The sequence below is a fragment of the Acetobacterium wieringae genome (genome assembly GCF_023700225.1).
Lineage (GTDB): Bacteria > Bacillota > Clostridia > Eubacteriales > Eubacteriaceae > Acetobacterium > Acetobacterium wieringae.
The window spans coordinates 2,699,598-2,716,364 of record NZ_CP097897.1; the positions used below are offsets into that span (position 1 = coordinate 2,699,598).

Here is a 16,767-nt window from a genome sequence, read left to right on the forward strand (position 1 = left end):
CTTGTTTCTCCTTTATTTTTCATGTGATTTTCTGAGCATATACTCATCAATTTCATTAATCGAATCATCAACATTGCCATTACACCGTTTCCCGGACACTGCTTCAAGAGCCGCCTTTTGAGCCCTGAGCAATATCATACGTTCTTCCAAGCTGTCATTAATGCAGTCGTCATGCTCCTGGATTTTTTCCTCGATTTTATCCGCCCGTCGGCAGAATTTATAAACAACACCAAAAAGGGCGCCTATTGTCAATAGCGCCCCTGACCAACTCCCCAATACTGTAATATCAACCATAAACCGTCCCCTTTCAGATTTTTGAGTAATAAAAAACAGCCTTAAGCTGTTACATAATCCAGTCCAGTAATCTCTTTATATTGGTCTGCCGTGATCTTCCCTTTAACTACTGCATTGGCCACCATTTCGGCTGTCCACAGTCCTCTGTCAAAATATAATTTGATCTTTTCAAACGTCAGCATTATAGAAGCCCTCCCATCATCAACGCATAATTTGCCGTAGCCACATCCGCTTCAAGTTGTGCGATCTTTTCCTGATCGGTCAGTTCTCGATCAACATACTCATAAAAAACACTTTTTTCGATCGTAAATTTCAACACATGTGTTTTCCCTTGAATTTCTGTTGGTTCAGGAATCGCATCAACAAAATAACCATCGTGAATTAATTCTTCCTCAGTTTTACCCAGGCCATGAATTGGGTCGAACGGCATATAATGGGTATAATTGACTTTACTTTCTTCATCGGTTTTAATGTAAATCATTTAAAATCTCCTTAATTATCGTATTTCCATGTTAAAACATGTTTTGTAAACAGTTCCCGTTGACGTATTTCTAAAAATGTACTCATTTATTTCATTGCTGAAGAAATTGATGTCGCTATTATCAGGTGATGTAATAAACGAAAAAGGCGCCAATGTGATTGATGACAATGTTTTTTTATCAATCAATACGTTTGTCTTATTACCGCCAACTGATGTTTGGTAAAGAAAAATATTATCTTTATCATAATTGAAAAACATATAAGTTACATCTGACCAAATATCAATCTGAGCAACAACAGAAAACGCAAAGCTTACATCATCATACACTATTTTATATAATATGCCGCCTTGATTCATATAGAACCAATATCCATTCTCTACAAATGAACGCATTGCCGGGAAATAATCGGTATTGTCGTAAAACAATGCATTAATTTCATACCTTGTCATTGTCAATGTGTCAATAATGCAATTATTTCCTGCGTAATAACCATAGCAATACACAAGTCTGTCATCAATAAATGTGTCTGAAAAATTAAATGATGGTAAATTTGTCAATGCTGCGATTAAATTTAAATCAAGGTCTAATTTTCTTAAAGAAATACTAGTTCCATTTGACGAATCATTATACAACGCCGATATATATGTGCCATCTTTGCTTAACCTCATATCAACAATATAATAGCCAGCAGTATACCTCTTTACTTCCGTTAATGTTGCTTTGTCAAGTTTGACAATAAAATTTGACATAGCGCAATAAATATATTGACTATCCTTCTTTATGACAATAGGCCCAATCGTTGATGGACTTAAAGAAAAAGAAGGTGCTAAAACTTGACTAAATGAATCATATCCTCTAGAATCAACGCTTTTTAAATGTTTTCTGACATAAGCAGTCGAACTGTATCTGACAATATCATACATGTAATCTCCATCAAACTTTATATCGCTATATTCGTATGATGTTGTTGCACTTGATAGGCCTACGGTAGGAACAACAGGTAATTTCAAATCTTTTATTGATATCTTATCGCCTGCTCCATATTTTTTTCCGTTACTTCTTTTATCTGGCTTTGGCTTCAAAAACCCGTTAAAACTACCACCCATTTTAATAATCCGCTCCGTGAACGGTGACCTGTAGTCCTGCTGCAATTGTCGTTCCCACCGCCACGTTAATTTTGTATCCTGGTGGCAAATATGGAATTGGAACCATTACCTCAACACCTTTTGTAATTAAAATGTCGTTGTCTGCCAAAGCTGCGACCTCAGACAGTGTTGTCGCTGAAATTGTGACTTCGTGTATCAACGTATTATTAGCTGCAGTCGCATTGTCTGATCCATTATTAATGAAAAATCTGAGAACGGTCGCTACATTCGTTCCCAATGCCCGAACTTTAATTTGATCAATCTTGCTGCCATTCACTCCTGCCGTAAAAACGGGAACCATTGTCCCTGTTCCGTCTTTGGTGATGTTCGCCGTTAGAACCTTTCCCCAACTTATTTTTGGCGTTAATGGGAAAATCGGTGTTGTATTCGCTGCCATTATAAACCACCTCCTAAATTTTTATATGCGTAAACCTTCCCAGCAATCGCTCCGGTACTTGACCCATCAAGTTTTCCATTCCAACTGTCCTTATTATCTGGCGTCACATGAACAATACTATCGTCAATGTGATTATCAATTTTTATTTCAGCTGCAGTCTTCCATGCAATCAGATCATTGATCATATTAAGAAGATTTCCGGCTGTATTCTCATCCAGAATGTCCTGAAGATCCGCAAACCAGGCATTGAAACTGCTTTGGAAAGCTGAAATCATCGTTGACAAATCTGTAGCTGCTTGATTTGTTGTCTCAAGATACCAGGCCTGGTATTGATTGAATAATGTTGTTGTATCGATTTGATTAATTAGAGCAGTAACAACGCCACAATAATTTGAATTAAGCCTTAAGTCAGTGATGCTCGACTGAGAAACACTAACGACCCCATTACCAATAAAAATATCAGCGATCCCCAATTCATAAGCATCGGCATCCCTTTGTAAACTTGGCGCCACAGGGCTGCTGGCGAACGTCCCCTTCTTAACCTTGGCTGCAATCGTCCGATCAATCGTGCTGAACTGCAGCACCACCCGATCTATCCGTTTAAGCACACCATCGGCCACATCAAGACTTAGCGCCATATCAGCCGTATTTTCATAGAATACGCCATTAATCCAGGCTTTTCCTGTCTTAAAAGTCACCGTCATATCATTGTTAGCGATCACCTGACAGCCGGTTGACGGGTTTGGAAAAACACCATTACCAATCAGACTACCAAAGAACCTGGCAAAAAAATCTGCTTTAACCCGCCGGTCACCGTTTCTCGAATTATGAAACCCACTAATTTCTGCCATCAAACCACCCCTTTCATAATAGTTTTATTTTATGTGCAATTGTCCGGGGCATCTCTTTCCCAAAGACAATATTAACTTCCATGCCAGATTCCTCAAAAACCTCTTCAATCTCATTGATCCGGCTGTCAATGGCAATCCCCCATTTTCTGGATAGACACGTCACAATATCACCAAGATCAAAATCCGTTTTATATCGCAAGTTTGAATTTAGATTGATGCCATTCTCAAAGGTCTGAACCTTTTTGGTGTCGGTGAGCGTTTCATTTCCTTTACTGGCTAATAAGGCGTTGTACTCAGCTTCTGTCATTGCCACATTATTAACCATATTCGACAAACCTTTCTGGTCATTAAACGCTTCAAAGCGACCAAGTCCGGTCCCGCTACCAACAGTCACAAGACGCCGATCAGCGTCTTCACCGATACCGCCAACTAATGCGACATTCTTATAATCCATGATGCTGTCGGTATATTCCTGATCGAGGACATTATCAAACTCTTTGGAGAATATGCACTGCGGGTTGACTGTCTGACTTGACGTCCGATCCAGCCCTTGAAAGATCTCAAACTTCAGTTTCTTTAATGACTTGTCAAATCGGACTCTACTTCCAAGCTCCGCTTCCAGGCATAGCGCCTCAATTGTTTTGAGCAAATTCTGGTAGGAAACCTGAAAATTAACATTGCCAGCAAAATTACCAAGATCACCAAGTATCAGTGTTTCAATAATCCGATCTGAATCCGTTGGATTGATACAGTTTTTATCAACCAGCGTCCGCATTGCCAACTCATAGGTCGTGTTGAGAATTTCAGTTCCCCAGATGATGCGCCGGTTTAGATAACCTTCTCCAAGCTTTCCTTTGATAATCAGGTTTTCTTTGCCCTCCTCATCCTTTTTGATGTTTCGGTATTCAATGTAACCAACCTCATCGCTGTCAGTCTTTCTGATAACATTGTCCTGGGCCAACAATAGGATATTTTCGACCGTAAAGGGGCAGTGTAATTCAAATTCGCCACACTCGGAATAACGCCTTACCCACCGAAGGGAACCATAAGTATCCATGACATTCTGCAATGCTAAAGCTTTGTTATAAATGTACAACTCCATTGCTACACCCCAAGATATCGATCATAATGATAAATAGTGACTTCCAGATTATCCAAACCACTCTCAGCGTCATAACGAAATAAATTGTCGCCCTGTGAAAGCTGTAAAAATGTCGAATCTTCATCGATTGAATAAAAAGCATTGGTTTCCACCCCATTCAATCTGCTGATGATCCGCTTATTGCCGAAATAGGTGGATATTGAAATCACTTCCCCTGCGGCCATGGTTTTCTTGATCCTGATAAATTCCCGGGTATTGACATTGAACAACGACGGATTAACCAGCGTGGCTAAAGCCTTAAACTCAATTCGAATGCCGGTTTCAACATCGCCATCGTTTAAACAATTTACAATCAGAGATGGTTCCCGGTGGCCGATATCAATGCCGGTGTCCTCCGGGATTTCCAGATCAAACTCAAAGTCTGCAGCCCACAGCGCAATCTCATCTCTCTTTTCGAGCAAATCCACCCATAACGGCTCATTAGCCGTCAGATTAATCAACCCGGTTCCTTTGCTTTGGGTGATATTTTTCATGAAAGGCACTTTTTCAGGGATACATTTGATTTTTAATTCCTTGATCCCGTCATCATAAACCAGGCAACCTTCTCCCAGCTTCGGGTTAAATACCCGATAGAGCTTTTCTCTGTAGCTTGAATACTGTTCTGTTGTTTTCCCAAGCAGCGCAATGGTCAGATTGATGTCTTTTTCATCAAGGGTGCTTCCGAGATAGGTATTCCCATCCTGACCGACTCCTTTGAAACTGTAATTATTGATGCCCTGACTTTCTTCAAATTTCTGTAAAATAAAAGGGGCTGAATTGCTAAAAAGCAACTCTTCCCCTATGGAATTGATGTATTTTATTTTTCGCATTCCAGCCTCCTAATTCATAAGTAATTCCTGCACTGACCGCTTTAATAGCTTAGCTGTTTTGGACGGTGATAAAGCCGTTGGACTGTTAATGGTAACATTCATGGTTACATTGCCGCTGGCAAGCAGCTCGCTTGTATCGGCATCATAAACTCTTTCGCCACCTTTAAAATTAACCAGCTCTGGGCCTTTTTCGCCAACCCAATGTAAACCTGCAGTAGCATAATTTGTTCCTGAAGCATAGCCCCAGATACTGGCCGGATCAACCTGCTGTCCATCCTTAATGACTGAGAAGTGTAAATGCGGACCGGTGCTGTTCCCGGTATTTCCGGAAAGACCGATCGTCTGCAGCTGAGTTACTAAGTCCCCAACATTTACAAGCACCTCTGAAAGATGTCCATAGAGTGTTTCCAAACCATTTCCATGGTCAATGATGACCGCATTTCCATATCCGCCATACCAACCAGCTTGAGTTACTGTCCCAGCGCCGGCAGCGCCAACCGGAGTCCCTTCTGGCACACCAATGTCAATCCCTTCATGATACTTTGTGCCAACGTCTCCTACATCGTCCCTGTAACCAAACCATGAAGTGATCGGGCCGCCGACTGGAGCAACAAGGCTTCCAAAATCAGATCCACCGATACCGATGCTCTTGAAAAATTCTGCCGCACCACTACCGATGAAATCAATCGCCGCTTTTAAATTAAAATTACCATTGGCAAAAGCAGCTTTAATTTCCTCAACCATGTTGTTGACGAACTTCATCAGATTATCACCATTCAATCCGTTGATCAGACCTTGGACCAGATATTTCCCGATATCAAGCATGACACGTGATGGCGAATGAATCCCAAAACCTTCTTTAAATTTTGTGATTACATCATTGACAAGGGCGGTGACCGCACCATAAACAGTACTGGCGGTTTCCTGTATCCCTTCCACCATTTTATTGAGCATGCCAGTTGCAATGCCTTTAGCATCATCCGGCAAACCCTTAATCGCATCATATATGCGGGTTTTGATCCCATCCCACCAGGTACCAGCATCATTTTTGATACTCAGCCACTTACCCGGGAGTTCGTCAAGTAAGGCTTGGGCTTTGCCAATGATATTGGTGTAAATCTCTCCGGCCTTAGTTGTCAGATCATCCCGGATCTCAGCCCATTGCATTTGTGAGTCAGTCTTTGTATCTGTCCACTTCTGAGAAACTGCATCGAAGGTTTCTTTGACCTTACCACTGACATTGGCATAGATTTCATCCCATTTTTGTTTGAGATCCCCTTTAATGGCATCCCACTTCTGCTGGGTATCAACCTTTGTTTCCTGCCACTTATTGGCAATACTATTCGCCAGCTCGGTGATCTTCCCAATCGTGTTGTCATAAATAAGCTGCCATGCTGTCTGCAGGAAGGTTACAATCCCATTCCAGGTTTCAGTTGTTCGTGTAACAAGTCCAGTCCAGATACCGACTATAAAATCCAGAATGCTCTGGAATATCAGGCTCACCCAATTGTAAAGCCCCTGAAAAACATTAACCAGAAAATCAACGGCATTCTGGCCCATTGCTTGGGCAAACTGCCAAGCTCCGGCCCAATCGCCATTTAATAAGGCGACAACTAAGCCGACAAAATTTCCGATAAAACTGAGCAAGTTCCCGATAGCTGCGATAAACGGCGCAATGGCCACAATGATATTGGCAAAGCCATTGATAAATGATCCAATGAACTGCTCCACCACCGGCACGATATAGGTTCCGATAAAGTCTCCAATCTGCTGCAGCACCGGGGTTAATCCGGTTGCAAATCCCTGGAAGGACTCCATCGCTGGGCCTAATGCCTCGCTGATCCTCCCAAAGGCGTCTTGCGCTGTATTTTTGATGGACTCAAACGCCCCGGAAACTGAATTTCTGAACGTCTCCGAACTTTGATAAGCGCCAACAAGTATCGCCACTAACCCGGCAATAACCGCAACCACAATTGCCACCGGCCCCGTTAACGCTGCGAGGGAAGAACCCATACCCACGGCACCCTCGGCGCCAAGGCCAAAGGCTGCAGACGCTGATCCAAGCGCCCCGTTTAATAGGCCACCGGTGGCAAATAATCCGGCAACGTTGGACACCGCCCCAGCAAGGCCGCCTAAAATCAGCAAAAGCGGCCCAATTGCCGCTGCCACTATCCCTATTTTTACAATAAATTCCTGCTGTCCCTGATCCAGATTACTGAACCATTCACCCAGATCGCTGACCTTTTGCGCTGCCGTTTCCAGCATTGGTGCCAGTACATTCAAGATTGTTTCGCCAAGATCGGCCCCGGCCTGCTGCATTTTCTGAAATGATAACTGAAACTTATCCCCGGCATCCAAAATGGAATTAAAGGTATTGTCCAGCGTCCCATCAGAGCCTTCAATGACAGCCAGAAATTCTTCATATGAAAAACGACCGCCTTTAATAGCGTCTGCCAGATCCGGCCCCGCCTTTTGGCCAAAGACTTCAATGGCCATCGAAGTTGCCGTAGCAATATCCGGTGCTTCACCAATCGTCTGCAGCGTCTTTTTGAATTCTTCCCGGGAGTCTTTCCCTTCTGATGCCCAGTTTGAAATTGCTTTTTTCATCCCGGAAAAAGCGATTTCGGTATTGACGCCCGCCTTTTCCCACCCTGCAAAAATAGCAATGGATTCCTGAGTATCAAACCCAAGGGCTCGCATTGGTGCCCCATACTTGGTCAGGTTTTCGGTCAGGGTTTCAATACTGATGCCCGATGTCTGGCTTGCTTTGGTCAGCTGATCCAATACGCTTTTGTACTGCTCTGCCGGGATACCGGCATCACCCATGGCTCTGGAAACAAGCTGTACCGATGTCGCCACATCTGTTTTGTTCACCCGTGAGAACTTAAGAAAATCCTCACTCATGGATTGCAGCTGATCCCCGGTCACATCGAACCGGGCGCTGACATCCCCGACCGCTGAAGAAATGTTGTCAAAGGTATCCGGAATGGTCTTCCCGACATTTTTATAGACATTCTCAAGGTCTTCAGCCTTGGCGCCCATGGCTCCGGTGGTCGTGATGATTTTATCCATCCCGTCATCCACCGCATTAAAAGCCAAAACACTGGCTGTTCCCAAGGCGGTTAGCGGTGCGGTCACATAGGTAGAAAAGCCTTTGCCCACACTGCTTAAACCGCTGCTTATATTGTCGGCTTTCTTAGCCACATCACCAAATTTTTTCCCCAGGATCTCAGCATTATTTCCAGCCCGATCCATCTCGTTATTGGCTTCACTGGTATCAACGAAAATCGAACCAAACAGTTTAAAGATCTCAAACGCCATCGGTCTCACCCCCTTTCAGGGTTAGATTGATAATCTTTTCAACTTTTTCATTGATTTCGTTGATGGTTTCCTGTTTGCTTTTTGGGGCGGTTCTCGGTTTGATACTTTCACTTAACGCCAGTTTTTTATAAGCATCAAAGGTGATAAAGTTCTCTGGCACCATATTCCGGTAATCAACTAAATAGCGGTCCCACAATTTCGCATCCTCTTCTTTTTCAAAGGCTTTGCGAATAAATGTAAGACCGCTATCAATATCCATATTTAAAATATAGTCGATGTTGTTATATCGTCTTAGGAGCAACTCCTCAATGTCAGTAACATCTACTGAGTTGCTGACTTGAAAAAAGACGCCCACTTCTGAGCATCAGCCACTTCTTTAAGTTTTTCAATTGTATCCATCAGATCATTTTCGGCCACTTCTTCCGGAGTGCATTGGAAGGGCCGGGCAATAAAAGCATAGATTTCTTCTTCAGCGTTTTTATTGGAGAAAATTTCCATCACCGAAAAGGCCATGTCAATTCCAACCTCTGCCTGGGATGGCGCTTCTTGAACAATCAGTTCCGGAGAATTATCATCACCGTCTTCAACAACTTTCAATTGTGGCTTTTTCTCTTTTTTCGGTATATTCTTAGCAACCTTTTTAAGTTCATCCTTAACTCCGGTTCGCTTAACCATCCGCATAAATTCAAACAGATCCGCCGTATTTAGTTTTCGTACATTTTCAATCATTTATTTATTCTCCAATTCTGTAGGTTTCGGTCATGGTCGCACTATCGGCCATGCCGGATTTAATTGCTTTGGCTTTTAAAATCGTATCGGCTGCCACAGTAATTTCAGTGGAGTAAGCCGTATCATCCGTCGTTGGTTCAAAACCGTTGGTGGTGTAATAGATGGTCGCTCCCACAGTCGCACAGCTTAAGCTGACTGTCTGGCTGGTTGCGTAGGTTCCACCCTTCACGCTGGCAACTGGTGTGGCAACATTAGATCCTTTTGGATAATAGATCGCATATGGTGGGGCATCCAGGGTGCCTTCCCCGGTGTCTTGATAATGGCCATAGACAGTAACGGGGATGACTCCTTCTTTTTTATCTTCCACCTTGATGTTTAGCCCATCTGTTGACAAGGCGTTAAAGACCTGGATAATGATCGGCTCCTCACTGCCGGTGATGGTGCCAATGTAGGTAATGTTGCCGATATAATCCGCATCCTCAAAGGTATTTCGCCCGGTGATAATGTCATAGGTGCCATTGGTGGTGGCATCAATATCCGCTGCTCCAAGCGCCATGGCCAGAATATCCGGAGTGGTCTCGATGAAGTTCATGGTCATTGAAACATCGATATAATCAATAATTTCAGTCCCCATACCTTTTCCGGGCAGCCCATCAATTTCAATGTTCCGGATTTCAGCGGCAGCCTTAAACTCACCACCGCCCTGAGTTGCGCCAATGAGTTTCCCCCCAAGTCGGGCCGATTCATAGGTGTCTGTGCCGACAATAAAATTTTTAAAAAACGCCCCGGCACCAGTATGGAGATTCTCCATTGTTTTCGGATTGTAACCTGTTCGTACTTTTCCCATTTTTTATTCTTCCTTTCCAAAATAGCGGATCTCATAAGATTCATTGATCCGCTTAATAATTGTTTCGTCCAACCGTTGCCGGTCGTCATTTTTATAAATCGTGATGCTGTGATTCTCATTTGTGAGCGTATATTTATTCAAAAATTCGTCCACATTATCCGCTAATGTTTCCAGCTCAATAGAGTCCGGTTTGTCCGTCCAATAGTCCAATTCCAGCTTTTTACTGGCCCCAATATCGCTTATTTGAAAGGTTATATAAGGGTAAGGAGTGGTTTTGGTCGTACCAATATAAAAAACGCCCATATGGACGTTTTGAATGATTTTTTTGATCTCTTCAATTAACAGAACGGTTTTACTCATTTTCATCGCCTCCCTGGTAATCTTCTTCATTGATTTTGGCCAAAGCAGCCGCTTCCGACTCCAAAGCACCTAAATATTGAGACTCAATCTCAACAATAGTAGCAATGTTGTCCTGTGTCACTTTGGCCAGCAACCCCAGCGCCGGAGTCTTTGAAGATCCCTTTTCCTGGAATCCGCCATAAAAGGCATTGGGTTTTAACCCCACCTGCAGATTGTTTTCTTTTTTCCTCACCCAATACTGGGTAAACTTGCCAACCTTGCCCCGGCGTTTTTTGAAGTGGCCATAATAGGCCAGGCGAAATTCTTTTGTCAGGTACTTACCAACATCACGTAGCGCTGCCCGGGTTAATTCAGACAGGGTATACTTCACCCGATCCACGTTTGACGTGTAAGTGATGCTAGTTTTACCTTTTTTAACCACCACTTTCGTTACTGACGGCGGCATCCCCATGTTTAATCCCCCTTTCCAGAATCAGTTCGATATCTTCCTTATCCGGCTCATACGTTCGGATCACAGTAAAAACATCCCCTTCAAACATCACGTACCGCTGGGCTTCATAGTCAGCCTGTTTAAGTACCAGCGTCAGCGTGGGTTTAAAATCGGTGACGGCTGCCTGGTAGAATTCAGCCATGCGGATTGATTTCTTGTCACAAAAAACATAATCACCAAAAGTGACCTGTTCAAACTTTTCACCGAGAGAGTTTTCCACATCCTGTTCAACGCCCAAATAACAGATACTTGTCCACATTTACACACCCTCTTCCGGTATAACTATCGGTGCCACATTATAATCTCCGCATAAAGCCAGATGACGTTTGATCGCTTCATAGCTTTCCATGTACTTCTCACCGTCTTTATTATCCAAACCGAAATTTGCTTTAACATAGGTTTTGACCGCCTGCTTAATCAGCGGATCGGTATCCTCAATGATCTTAATGCCGGATATGGAAAGATCCAGCTTGCATGCATTGATCAAATCTGTTATTTCATCATCAAAGACCGTATTTTTAATTCTCAGGGCATTTCTGATTGATTCAAGCATTTTGTTCACCCGTTAAAAGGGGGCATTGCCCCCTGATACCCTTCTATACCTTTTTGATAAGAGCAAAGGCCTTGTTTGTAACCACATCGCCATCAATGATGGAATAGCTCATGTAGGTGGTTGTTCTTGCCTTAATGTGATCTTCCTGATATAAGGTAATATCCTGATTGACGTTCATAGCATAACCTTTGCCATAATTACCAATAAGAATATTACCAGCAGCTGCAGCTTCTTCTTTTACTGGCAACCCAAACATACGACCAACACCAGCACCAGTTGGGTCAGGAACAAAATATGGATTTCCCATTTCATTTAATACATTAGCCAGCTCATTCCAGATCGTAGCGTTGTCTGCGTAAATGGCTGCACCACTTCCCAAATACCCACTTTTAATTTTTGCCAAAGCTGATGTAATCTTTTTGTACGACAGTGGATCGGCGGTAGCAAAAGTGACAACCTGTGGTGTTCCTGCTTCTGCGTTCAGAGCTGTTACAACACCTTTAGGCTGAGCTTTAAAGGTATCTCCTTCACCCGGTTTTCCTTTTCCGGTAAATACAGACTTAGCAATGGCATTCCCCATTTTTTCAGCAATTTTTCTGGCAATATAAGGGATATAATCTGCCATTGACATTTTCTTAATCTTCCATGACACATCAACCGCTTTGGGTAGTTCGCAGCCTGTTAACTCAACAGTTCCAAACCCTACATCATCCCCTTCAGCGGCAGTTGCTTCATCAATCCACTCTGCATCTGTGATACTATCATCATCTTTAATCAGAGTTAGATCCCCAGGGACATTAGTTTTTAGAATATCCTTTAACACAGGATGAGCATCCGCAATTTCCTGCCAAATCATAGCTGTTATCGTTTCTGGAATAACAACCTGATGCTCTGTGGCCGTTTGTACTGCATTTCGATAATCGGTATTGATTCGGTCGAACACCGCTTTTTCTTCCTGGGTTGAAGGTTTGTTTACCAGAAAATTATAAAAAGCTCGCTCATGCAGCTCTGCTTCGGTCGTTGTTTCACCGAAACTTGCAAGCACTTGTCCAAATTCAATCCCCTGGTTAATAACGGATTGTGTTTCAATATTTACAATCGGTGCCCCTCTTAAAGCAGCTGCATTTGCCTGGGCAGTTCGCTCTGCTTCAAACTGGTTATCAAGAGCTTTAACCTCGGCCATTTTTGCGTTGGCATTTTCCACATCACCGCTGTTAATTAATCCATCAACCTCTGCCAACAATTCATTTCTCATTTTCAAATACTGTTCTTTAGTCATTTTTCACATCACCTTTCAGTTTTAAATAATTTAAATAAGCCTTTGCCGATTCAAGATTCTGATCAACAAGGGCTTTTGGTTCATTTTCTGATTTTTCATTTTTCTCCGGAGCATTCTCCCGGGACTCCCGCATTTTTGCAATCACACTAGGGCTTAACCGGGGGATTGCTGCATACATGGCCTTGGCGTTTTCTTTCAGGACGCTGTTAACCTCTGCATTAAGATAGAGGTGGCTTTGAAATGAGCCATCAACATCGGCTTCTTCAAACAACACCTTATCCACAAGCCCCAGCGCCTTGGCATCCTGGGCAGTCATCCACGTGGTATCATCCATCATTTTTAGCGCTGCATCCAAGGCCATGCCAGATTTTACACAATAAGCATTAGCAATGGATCGATTGGCTTTCTTCAAGCTCTCACTGGCTGAATCCATATCCCGGTAATCACCACTCTGACACGTCCACACATTATGGACCATCATTTGAGCCGTTGGACTCATCTCACAATAACCAGCCATCGCAATAACCGATGCCGCACTGGCCGCCAAACCCGTCACCTTGATTTTGACGTTGTTATAATTTTTCAATGCGGTATATATTTCCGACGCAACAAAGATATCACCACCAGGACTATTCACCGAAACTTCCAGCACATCACCGTTAGCCGACCGAATCTTGTTTCTGATATCCGCTGCCGTGGTGCAGGGCTGCTCAAAATAATCATAGATCCACTTATCACCATCTGGGACAATCGTCCCTCTTACTTCAATTTCAACAGGCATTCTTATTCACCTCCACTCTCAACTTTTGTATATTCCTTGACTGGTTGGGTATCCAGTCGCCGGATCGCTTCATCGCCACCGGGCAACGGGGTCAGGTTTCCTAAAATCTTTCGCCATTCGTTTGGTGTCATGGAACCACGATCCACAGCCTGATATAATGCCAGTTTGGTACTCATGCTGGCATACTGCAGATTGGAAGACTCAAACACAATGGAGTTACCAAACCCACGCTGTTTGCGACTGAATAACTTCCGGGTAAATTCTCCGGAAGCCTGCAACGCAAAAGGCTCAATCTCAGCTTCGTAGTAAGCATTCCATTCGTCCTCGTTGTACCGGCTTTGGATGATCTTCTCGTTAGTGCCAAAAAATGAAAAAATACGCTGAGTGGTTTTATCCATCTGTAGCGCATTGGGTACATAATCATGGGGGGTGACCTGAATGGCATCCATCTTGGCATCGGTCGATGCAGCGCCACCAGAGTTTTCGATACTCAAAAATGTATTCGTAAACTGATCTGTCTCTTTCTTGAGATCCTCCGGCCTCAAGGTCGTATTAAATTTAAGCAACCATTTTACAACCGCACTGTTTTTAATCGCTTTGATAATCCCCTGATCGGTGGTGTTGACAATCTCCATCAGAGGAGCCAGCGCCTGTTGCGGGCTTTCCCCGAAAATGTCATTGGTATTAAAATCCTGTCGAAGGTGAATGACATCCACATAAGGAAAAGTAACCAGCTTACCGTTAAGCAAGAAGCAACGTAAAAACAAATCCCCGGCCTTATTATAAACCGCTTCCACGGTTGTCGCCGGGATTGGATAAATCGCCACTGGCACTTCACTGCCATCCCGGACGATATAGGCAAAAGCATTATTATTAAGCTGCAGCTGGGTAGCCAGTTTTTCCTGCAGCATCTGCCCGGTCATGTAGGGGTTTGGTTCTTCCAGCAGGAAGCGCATGTAAACCTCCGGATTCACCTGAAAATCAGATCCAGTTTGCCGGACGTGTTTAGCGGTCAACTTACCAATGGCTTTTACCTTTGGCCGGATGCACGACCTCACCAGGTCAGAATGATAAAGATTACCATTCCAGGCAAAGAACCCATTCCCCTGTTCGGTAATCATTTCCATTCTGGAAACAGTTGGACTCTTATTAAAAAATTGTTTTACTTTTTCAAACAAGACACACCTCCTAAATCATATTTAAATATTCTGCCATTTTATCCCGTAGGATAACCTTGGCAATAATCATGGCCACAGCTCCATCAATTTTTTGTGTCTGGGACACGCCTTTGACCGGTTGAATATTACCGTTGATGTCCACCTTCACTTCCAGATTCTTCAGGCACCATTTATCAATAGGATGGTCATTATAAACCGACTGATTGGCGATCAGCTCGGCCTTAAGCTCCTTCATGGGCATAGATAAGGTATACGACCCCTGCCGGACTGAAATCATCGCATTTTTACCAAAGTGACTATGAAAAGCCTGCAGCAAACTGGCATCCACATGCCAGGGATCATAACCAATCCAGGGAATATAAATGTCATACTCATTTTGAATTTCAACAAACCACTCCAATATCGCATAAGGATTGATCCGGTTTCCCGGACAAACTCTCAGCAATCCCTGTTTTTCCCACAACAGGTAAGGCACCTGATCCAGTAATTCTTTGTTGTTCAAGTTTTCTTCCGGAAGCCAGTACATCGACAGATAATAATCTTTTTCATCGTCCCTTTTTCTGCAGACAACTTTTGCTGCGGCAAGGTCGGTTGTTTCAGCCAAATCAAAGCTGCCAATGCCATACCGGAAACCCATTTCTTTCGCTTCGAATTTCTCCGGGTTATAAAGTTCTTCCCAACGAAGCCATGCAGTGGCTGCATTTTCAGTCGCACAAAAATCTTTGACCATGACCGTTGCTTTAAAGGCCGGATCTTCTTTTGCTTTATTTACAAAGCCCCGGAGAACTTCGGTTTTCTTGATAACACCAAGCCCCGGATTTGCTTTTTGCCAGCATTCTTCTTTATCCCATTCGTCCCGATCATCCAACTCGTAAATAAATGGCAGAAACCTTTGATCAACCATCTTGCCATCCAGCACCTTACAGGCATACTCATACTGACTGTCAAAAATACACTCCCGGACAAAACCATTGGTGGAAATGCAGGTTAAAAGCGGCTGATCTCTGGATGATGTTGATTGGATCATCAGGTCATAGAGATCACGATTCTTAATGGCTGCCAGCTCATCAATAATCACACAGTGGGAATTAAGACCATCAAGGCCGTTGCGGTTACTGGACAACGCTTTGATAAACGAAAAGCTGGGATCAAAATAAAGATCTGATTTCCTCTTCCGGATATACTTTGACAAATCTTTGCTCTGTGCGATCATATTCCAGGCTTCATTAAATCCCTTTTGGGATTGGTCAAGCTTGGTCGCAATAAAATAATTTTCTGCAGCACTCTCGTTATCAGCAATTGTCATATAAATAGCCGTGGCAGCAAGCTCAGTCGTTTTTCCATTTTTCCGGCCCCGGATATCCAAGACCTCACGGTATTGCCGAAGCCTGGTATCCTTATCGACAAAACCAAATATTGCCTGATACTTTGCTTTCTGAAAAAGCATCAGCTTGATTGGCGCCCCCAGCGTTCCCTGGGCCTGCTTGCAAAATGTTTCGATGAAATTAATTGGCAGATTAGCCAGCTCTTCATCAAAGACAAACTGCCCTGGGTACTTCAGGTCATGCATCAGCTTGTTATAAACCTGCTTGATCCGGCGCCCGGCAACAATGTCCCCGGACATGATCGCATCGTAATATTCCTCAATATATTCTGCCCGACTCATTTTTTTACCGCTTCCTTTCCGGATTGGAAAAACTGCAGGAGCTGATCCTGCTCTTCATCCTTCACCTGTACCGGCATCAGATCAATCAGCTGCTTCATAGTATTGGCATACTGCTTCATGAAATTAAGAAACAGTTTGGCTTCCGGTTTTTCCCGCATGAACTCCTGAGATCCATTCTTAAACTTTTCCATCAGCCCTTCTTTGATCAATTTCTCTTTTATTTCTTCAATTGCGATTCTCATAAAAGCAGCATCAGAAACAAGACCTTCCAGAACTTTAATAATCTTTGCATCAAGCTTTATGTCTTTATAAATCTTCAGTATTCTGTTTTTCTCAGCCCTGATCTTCTTTTCTTTTTCCAATTGTTCGGCTATGCCCAAAAATATACCCCCCTCCTTTTTTGAAATTTTCCCGTGGAGGAAC

General features: G+C 43.3%; 21 protein-coding genes. All 21 read right to left on the reverse strand.

Features of this window, described 5'->3' with window-relative positions:
* Positions 1-12 precede the first annotated feature (12 nt).
* The 21 genes from CHL1_RS13070 to CHL1_RS13170 are packed head-to-tail and all read right to left on the reverse strand — an operon-like array spanning position 13 to position 16,724.
* Entirely contained in the window at positions 13-294 is a 282-nt protein-coding gene (locus CHL1_RS13070; protein WP_250933307.1) for a hypothetical protein, read from the reverse strand.
* A 41-nt stretch (positions 295-335) separates the two neighbouring features.
* On the reverse strand, positions 336-476 hold the full coding sequence (locus tag CHL1_RS13075; protein WP_250933309.1) for an XkdX family protein: 141 nt from the start codon (positions 474-476) through the stop codon (positions 336-338).
* Entirely contained in the window at positions 476-775 is a 300-nt protein-coding gene (locus CHL1_RS13080) for a hypothetical protein (protein WP_250933311.1), read from the reverse strand. Before CHL1_RS13080 ends, CHL1_RS13075 begins: the two co-directional genes overlap by 1 nt.
* Positions 776-790: 15 nt before the next feature.
* A complete protein-coding gene (locus tag CHL1_RS13085) occupies positions 791-1,882 on the reverse strand; it encodes a YncE family protein (RefSeq protein ID WP_250933312.1) in 1,092 nt (363 codons plus the stop codon).
* A 1-nt stretch (position 1,883) separates the two neighbouring features.
* Positions 1,884-2,318: a hypothetical protein gene (locus CHL1_RS13090; protein ID WP_250933314.1), complete on the reverse strand. Its 435-nt coding sequence runs from the start codon at positions 2,316-2,318 to the stop codon at positions 1,884-1,886.
* A complete protein-coding gene (locus tag CHL1_RS13095; RefSeq protein WP_250933316.1) occupies positions 2,318-3,169 on the reverse strand; it encodes a hypothetical protein in 852 nt (283 codons plus the stop codon). Before CHL1_RS13095 ends, CHL1_RS13090 begins: the two co-directional genes overlap by 1 nt.
* A gap of 13 nt (positions 3,170-3,182) precedes the next feature.
* Positions 3,183-4,271: a siphovirus ReqiPepy6 Gp37-like family protein gene (locus CHL1_RS13100; protein WP_250933318.1), complete on the reverse strand. Its 1,089-nt coding sequence runs from the start codon at positions 4,269-4,271 to the stop codon at positions 3,183-3,185.
* 2 nt (positions 4,272-4,273) lie between these two features.
* Positions 4,274-5,140: a phage tail family protein gene (locus tag CHL1_RS13105; protein ID WP_250933320.1), complete on the reverse strand. Its 867-nt coding sequence runs from the start codon at positions 5,138-5,140 to the stop codon at positions 4,274-4,276.
* 9 nt (positions 5,141-5,149) lie between these two features.
* A complete protein-coding gene (locus CHL1_RS13110) occupies positions 5,150-8,461 on the reverse strand; it encodes a phage tail tape measure protein (RefSeq protein WP_250933322.1) in 3,312 nt (1,103 codons plus the stop codon).
* Positions 8,451-8,816, reverse strand: coding sequence for a hypothetical protein (locus CHL1_RS13115; RefSeq protein ID WP_250933323.1), 366 nt, complete (start codon positions 8,814-8,816; stop codon positions 8,451-8,453). The genes CHL1_RS13110 and CHL1_RS13115 overlap by 11 nt, the downstream gene beginning before the upstream one ends.
* Positions 8,783-9,190: a hypothetical protein gene (locus CHL1_RS13120; protein WP_250933325.1), complete on the reverse strand. Its 408-nt coding sequence runs from the start codon at positions 9,188-9,190 to the stop codon at positions 8,783-8,785. Before CHL1_RS13120 ends, CHL1_RS13115 begins: the two co-directional genes overlap by 34 nt.
* Positions 9,191-9,194: 4 nt before the next feature.
* A complete protein-coding gene (locus CHL1_RS13125) occupies positions 9,195-10,037 on the reverse strand; it encodes a chitobiase/beta-hexosaminidase C-terminal domain-containing protein (protein ID WP_250933326.1) in 843 nt (280 codons plus the stop codon).
* 3 nt (positions 10,038-10,040) lie between these two features.
* A complete protein-coding gene (locus CHL1_RS13130) occupies positions 10,041-10,397 on the reverse strand; it encodes a hypothetical protein (RefSeq protein ID WP_250933328.1) in 357 nt (118 codons plus the stop codon).
* Positions 10,390-10,842, reverse strand: a complete 453-nt coding sequence (locus CHL1_RS13135) for a hypothetical protein (protein ID WP_338078234.1) — start codon at positions 10,840-10,842, stop codon at positions 10,390-10,392. The genes CHL1_RS13130 and CHL1_RS13135 overlap by 8 nt, the downstream gene beginning before the upstream one ends.
* Positions 10,811-11,146, reverse strand: coding sequence for a hypothetical protein (locus CHL1_RS13140; RefSeq protein WP_250933332.1), 336 nt, complete (start codon positions 11,144-11,146; stop codon positions 10,811-10,813). Before CHL1_RS13140 ends, CHL1_RS13135 begins: the two co-directional genes overlap by 32 nt.
* Positions 11,147-11,440 (reverse strand): head-tail connector protein, encoded by a 294-nt coding sequence (locus CHL1_RS13145; RefSeq protein WP_250933334.1) that lies wholly within the window; start codon positions 11,438-11,440, stop codon positions 11,147-11,149. It lies immediately after the preceding gene.
* Between the two features lie 43 nt (positions 11,441-11,483).
* Positions 11,484-12,719, reverse strand: coding sequence for a phage major capsid protein (locus CHL1_RS13150; protein WP_250933336.1), 1,236 nt, complete (start codon positions 12,717-12,719; stop codon positions 11,484-11,486).
* A complete protein-coding gene (locus CHL1_RS13155; protein ID WP_250933338.1) occupies positions 12,712-13,500 on the reverse strand; it encodes a head maturation protease, ClpP-related in 789 nt (262 codons plus the stop codon). The genes CHL1_RS13150 and CHL1_RS13155 overlap by 8 nt, the downstream gene beginning before the upstream one ends.
* 2 nt (positions 13,501-13,502) lie before the next feature.
* Positions 13,503-14,678, reverse strand: coding sequence for a phage portal protein (locus CHL1_RS13160; RefSeq protein ID WP_420840471.1), 1,176 nt, complete (start codon positions 14,676-14,678; stop codon positions 13,503-13,505).
* A gap of 10 nt (positions 14,679-14,688) precedes the next feature.
* Complete coding sequence (locus tag CHL1_RS13165; RefSeq protein ID WP_250933340.1) at positions 14,689-16,344, reverse strand: terminase large subunit; 1,656 nt, start codon at positions 16,342-16,344, stop codon at positions 14,689-14,691.
* The gene (locus CHL1_RS13170; protein WP_250933341.1) at positions 16,341-16,724 is read right to left on the reverse strand and encodes a hypothetical protein; all 384 of its coding nucleotides are present in this window, start codon (positions 16,722-16,724) and stop codon (positions 16,341-16,343) included. The genes CHL1_RS13165 and CHL1_RS13170 overlap by 4 nt, the downstream gene beginning before the upstream one ends.
* Positions 16,725-16,767 lie beyond the last annotated feature (43 nt).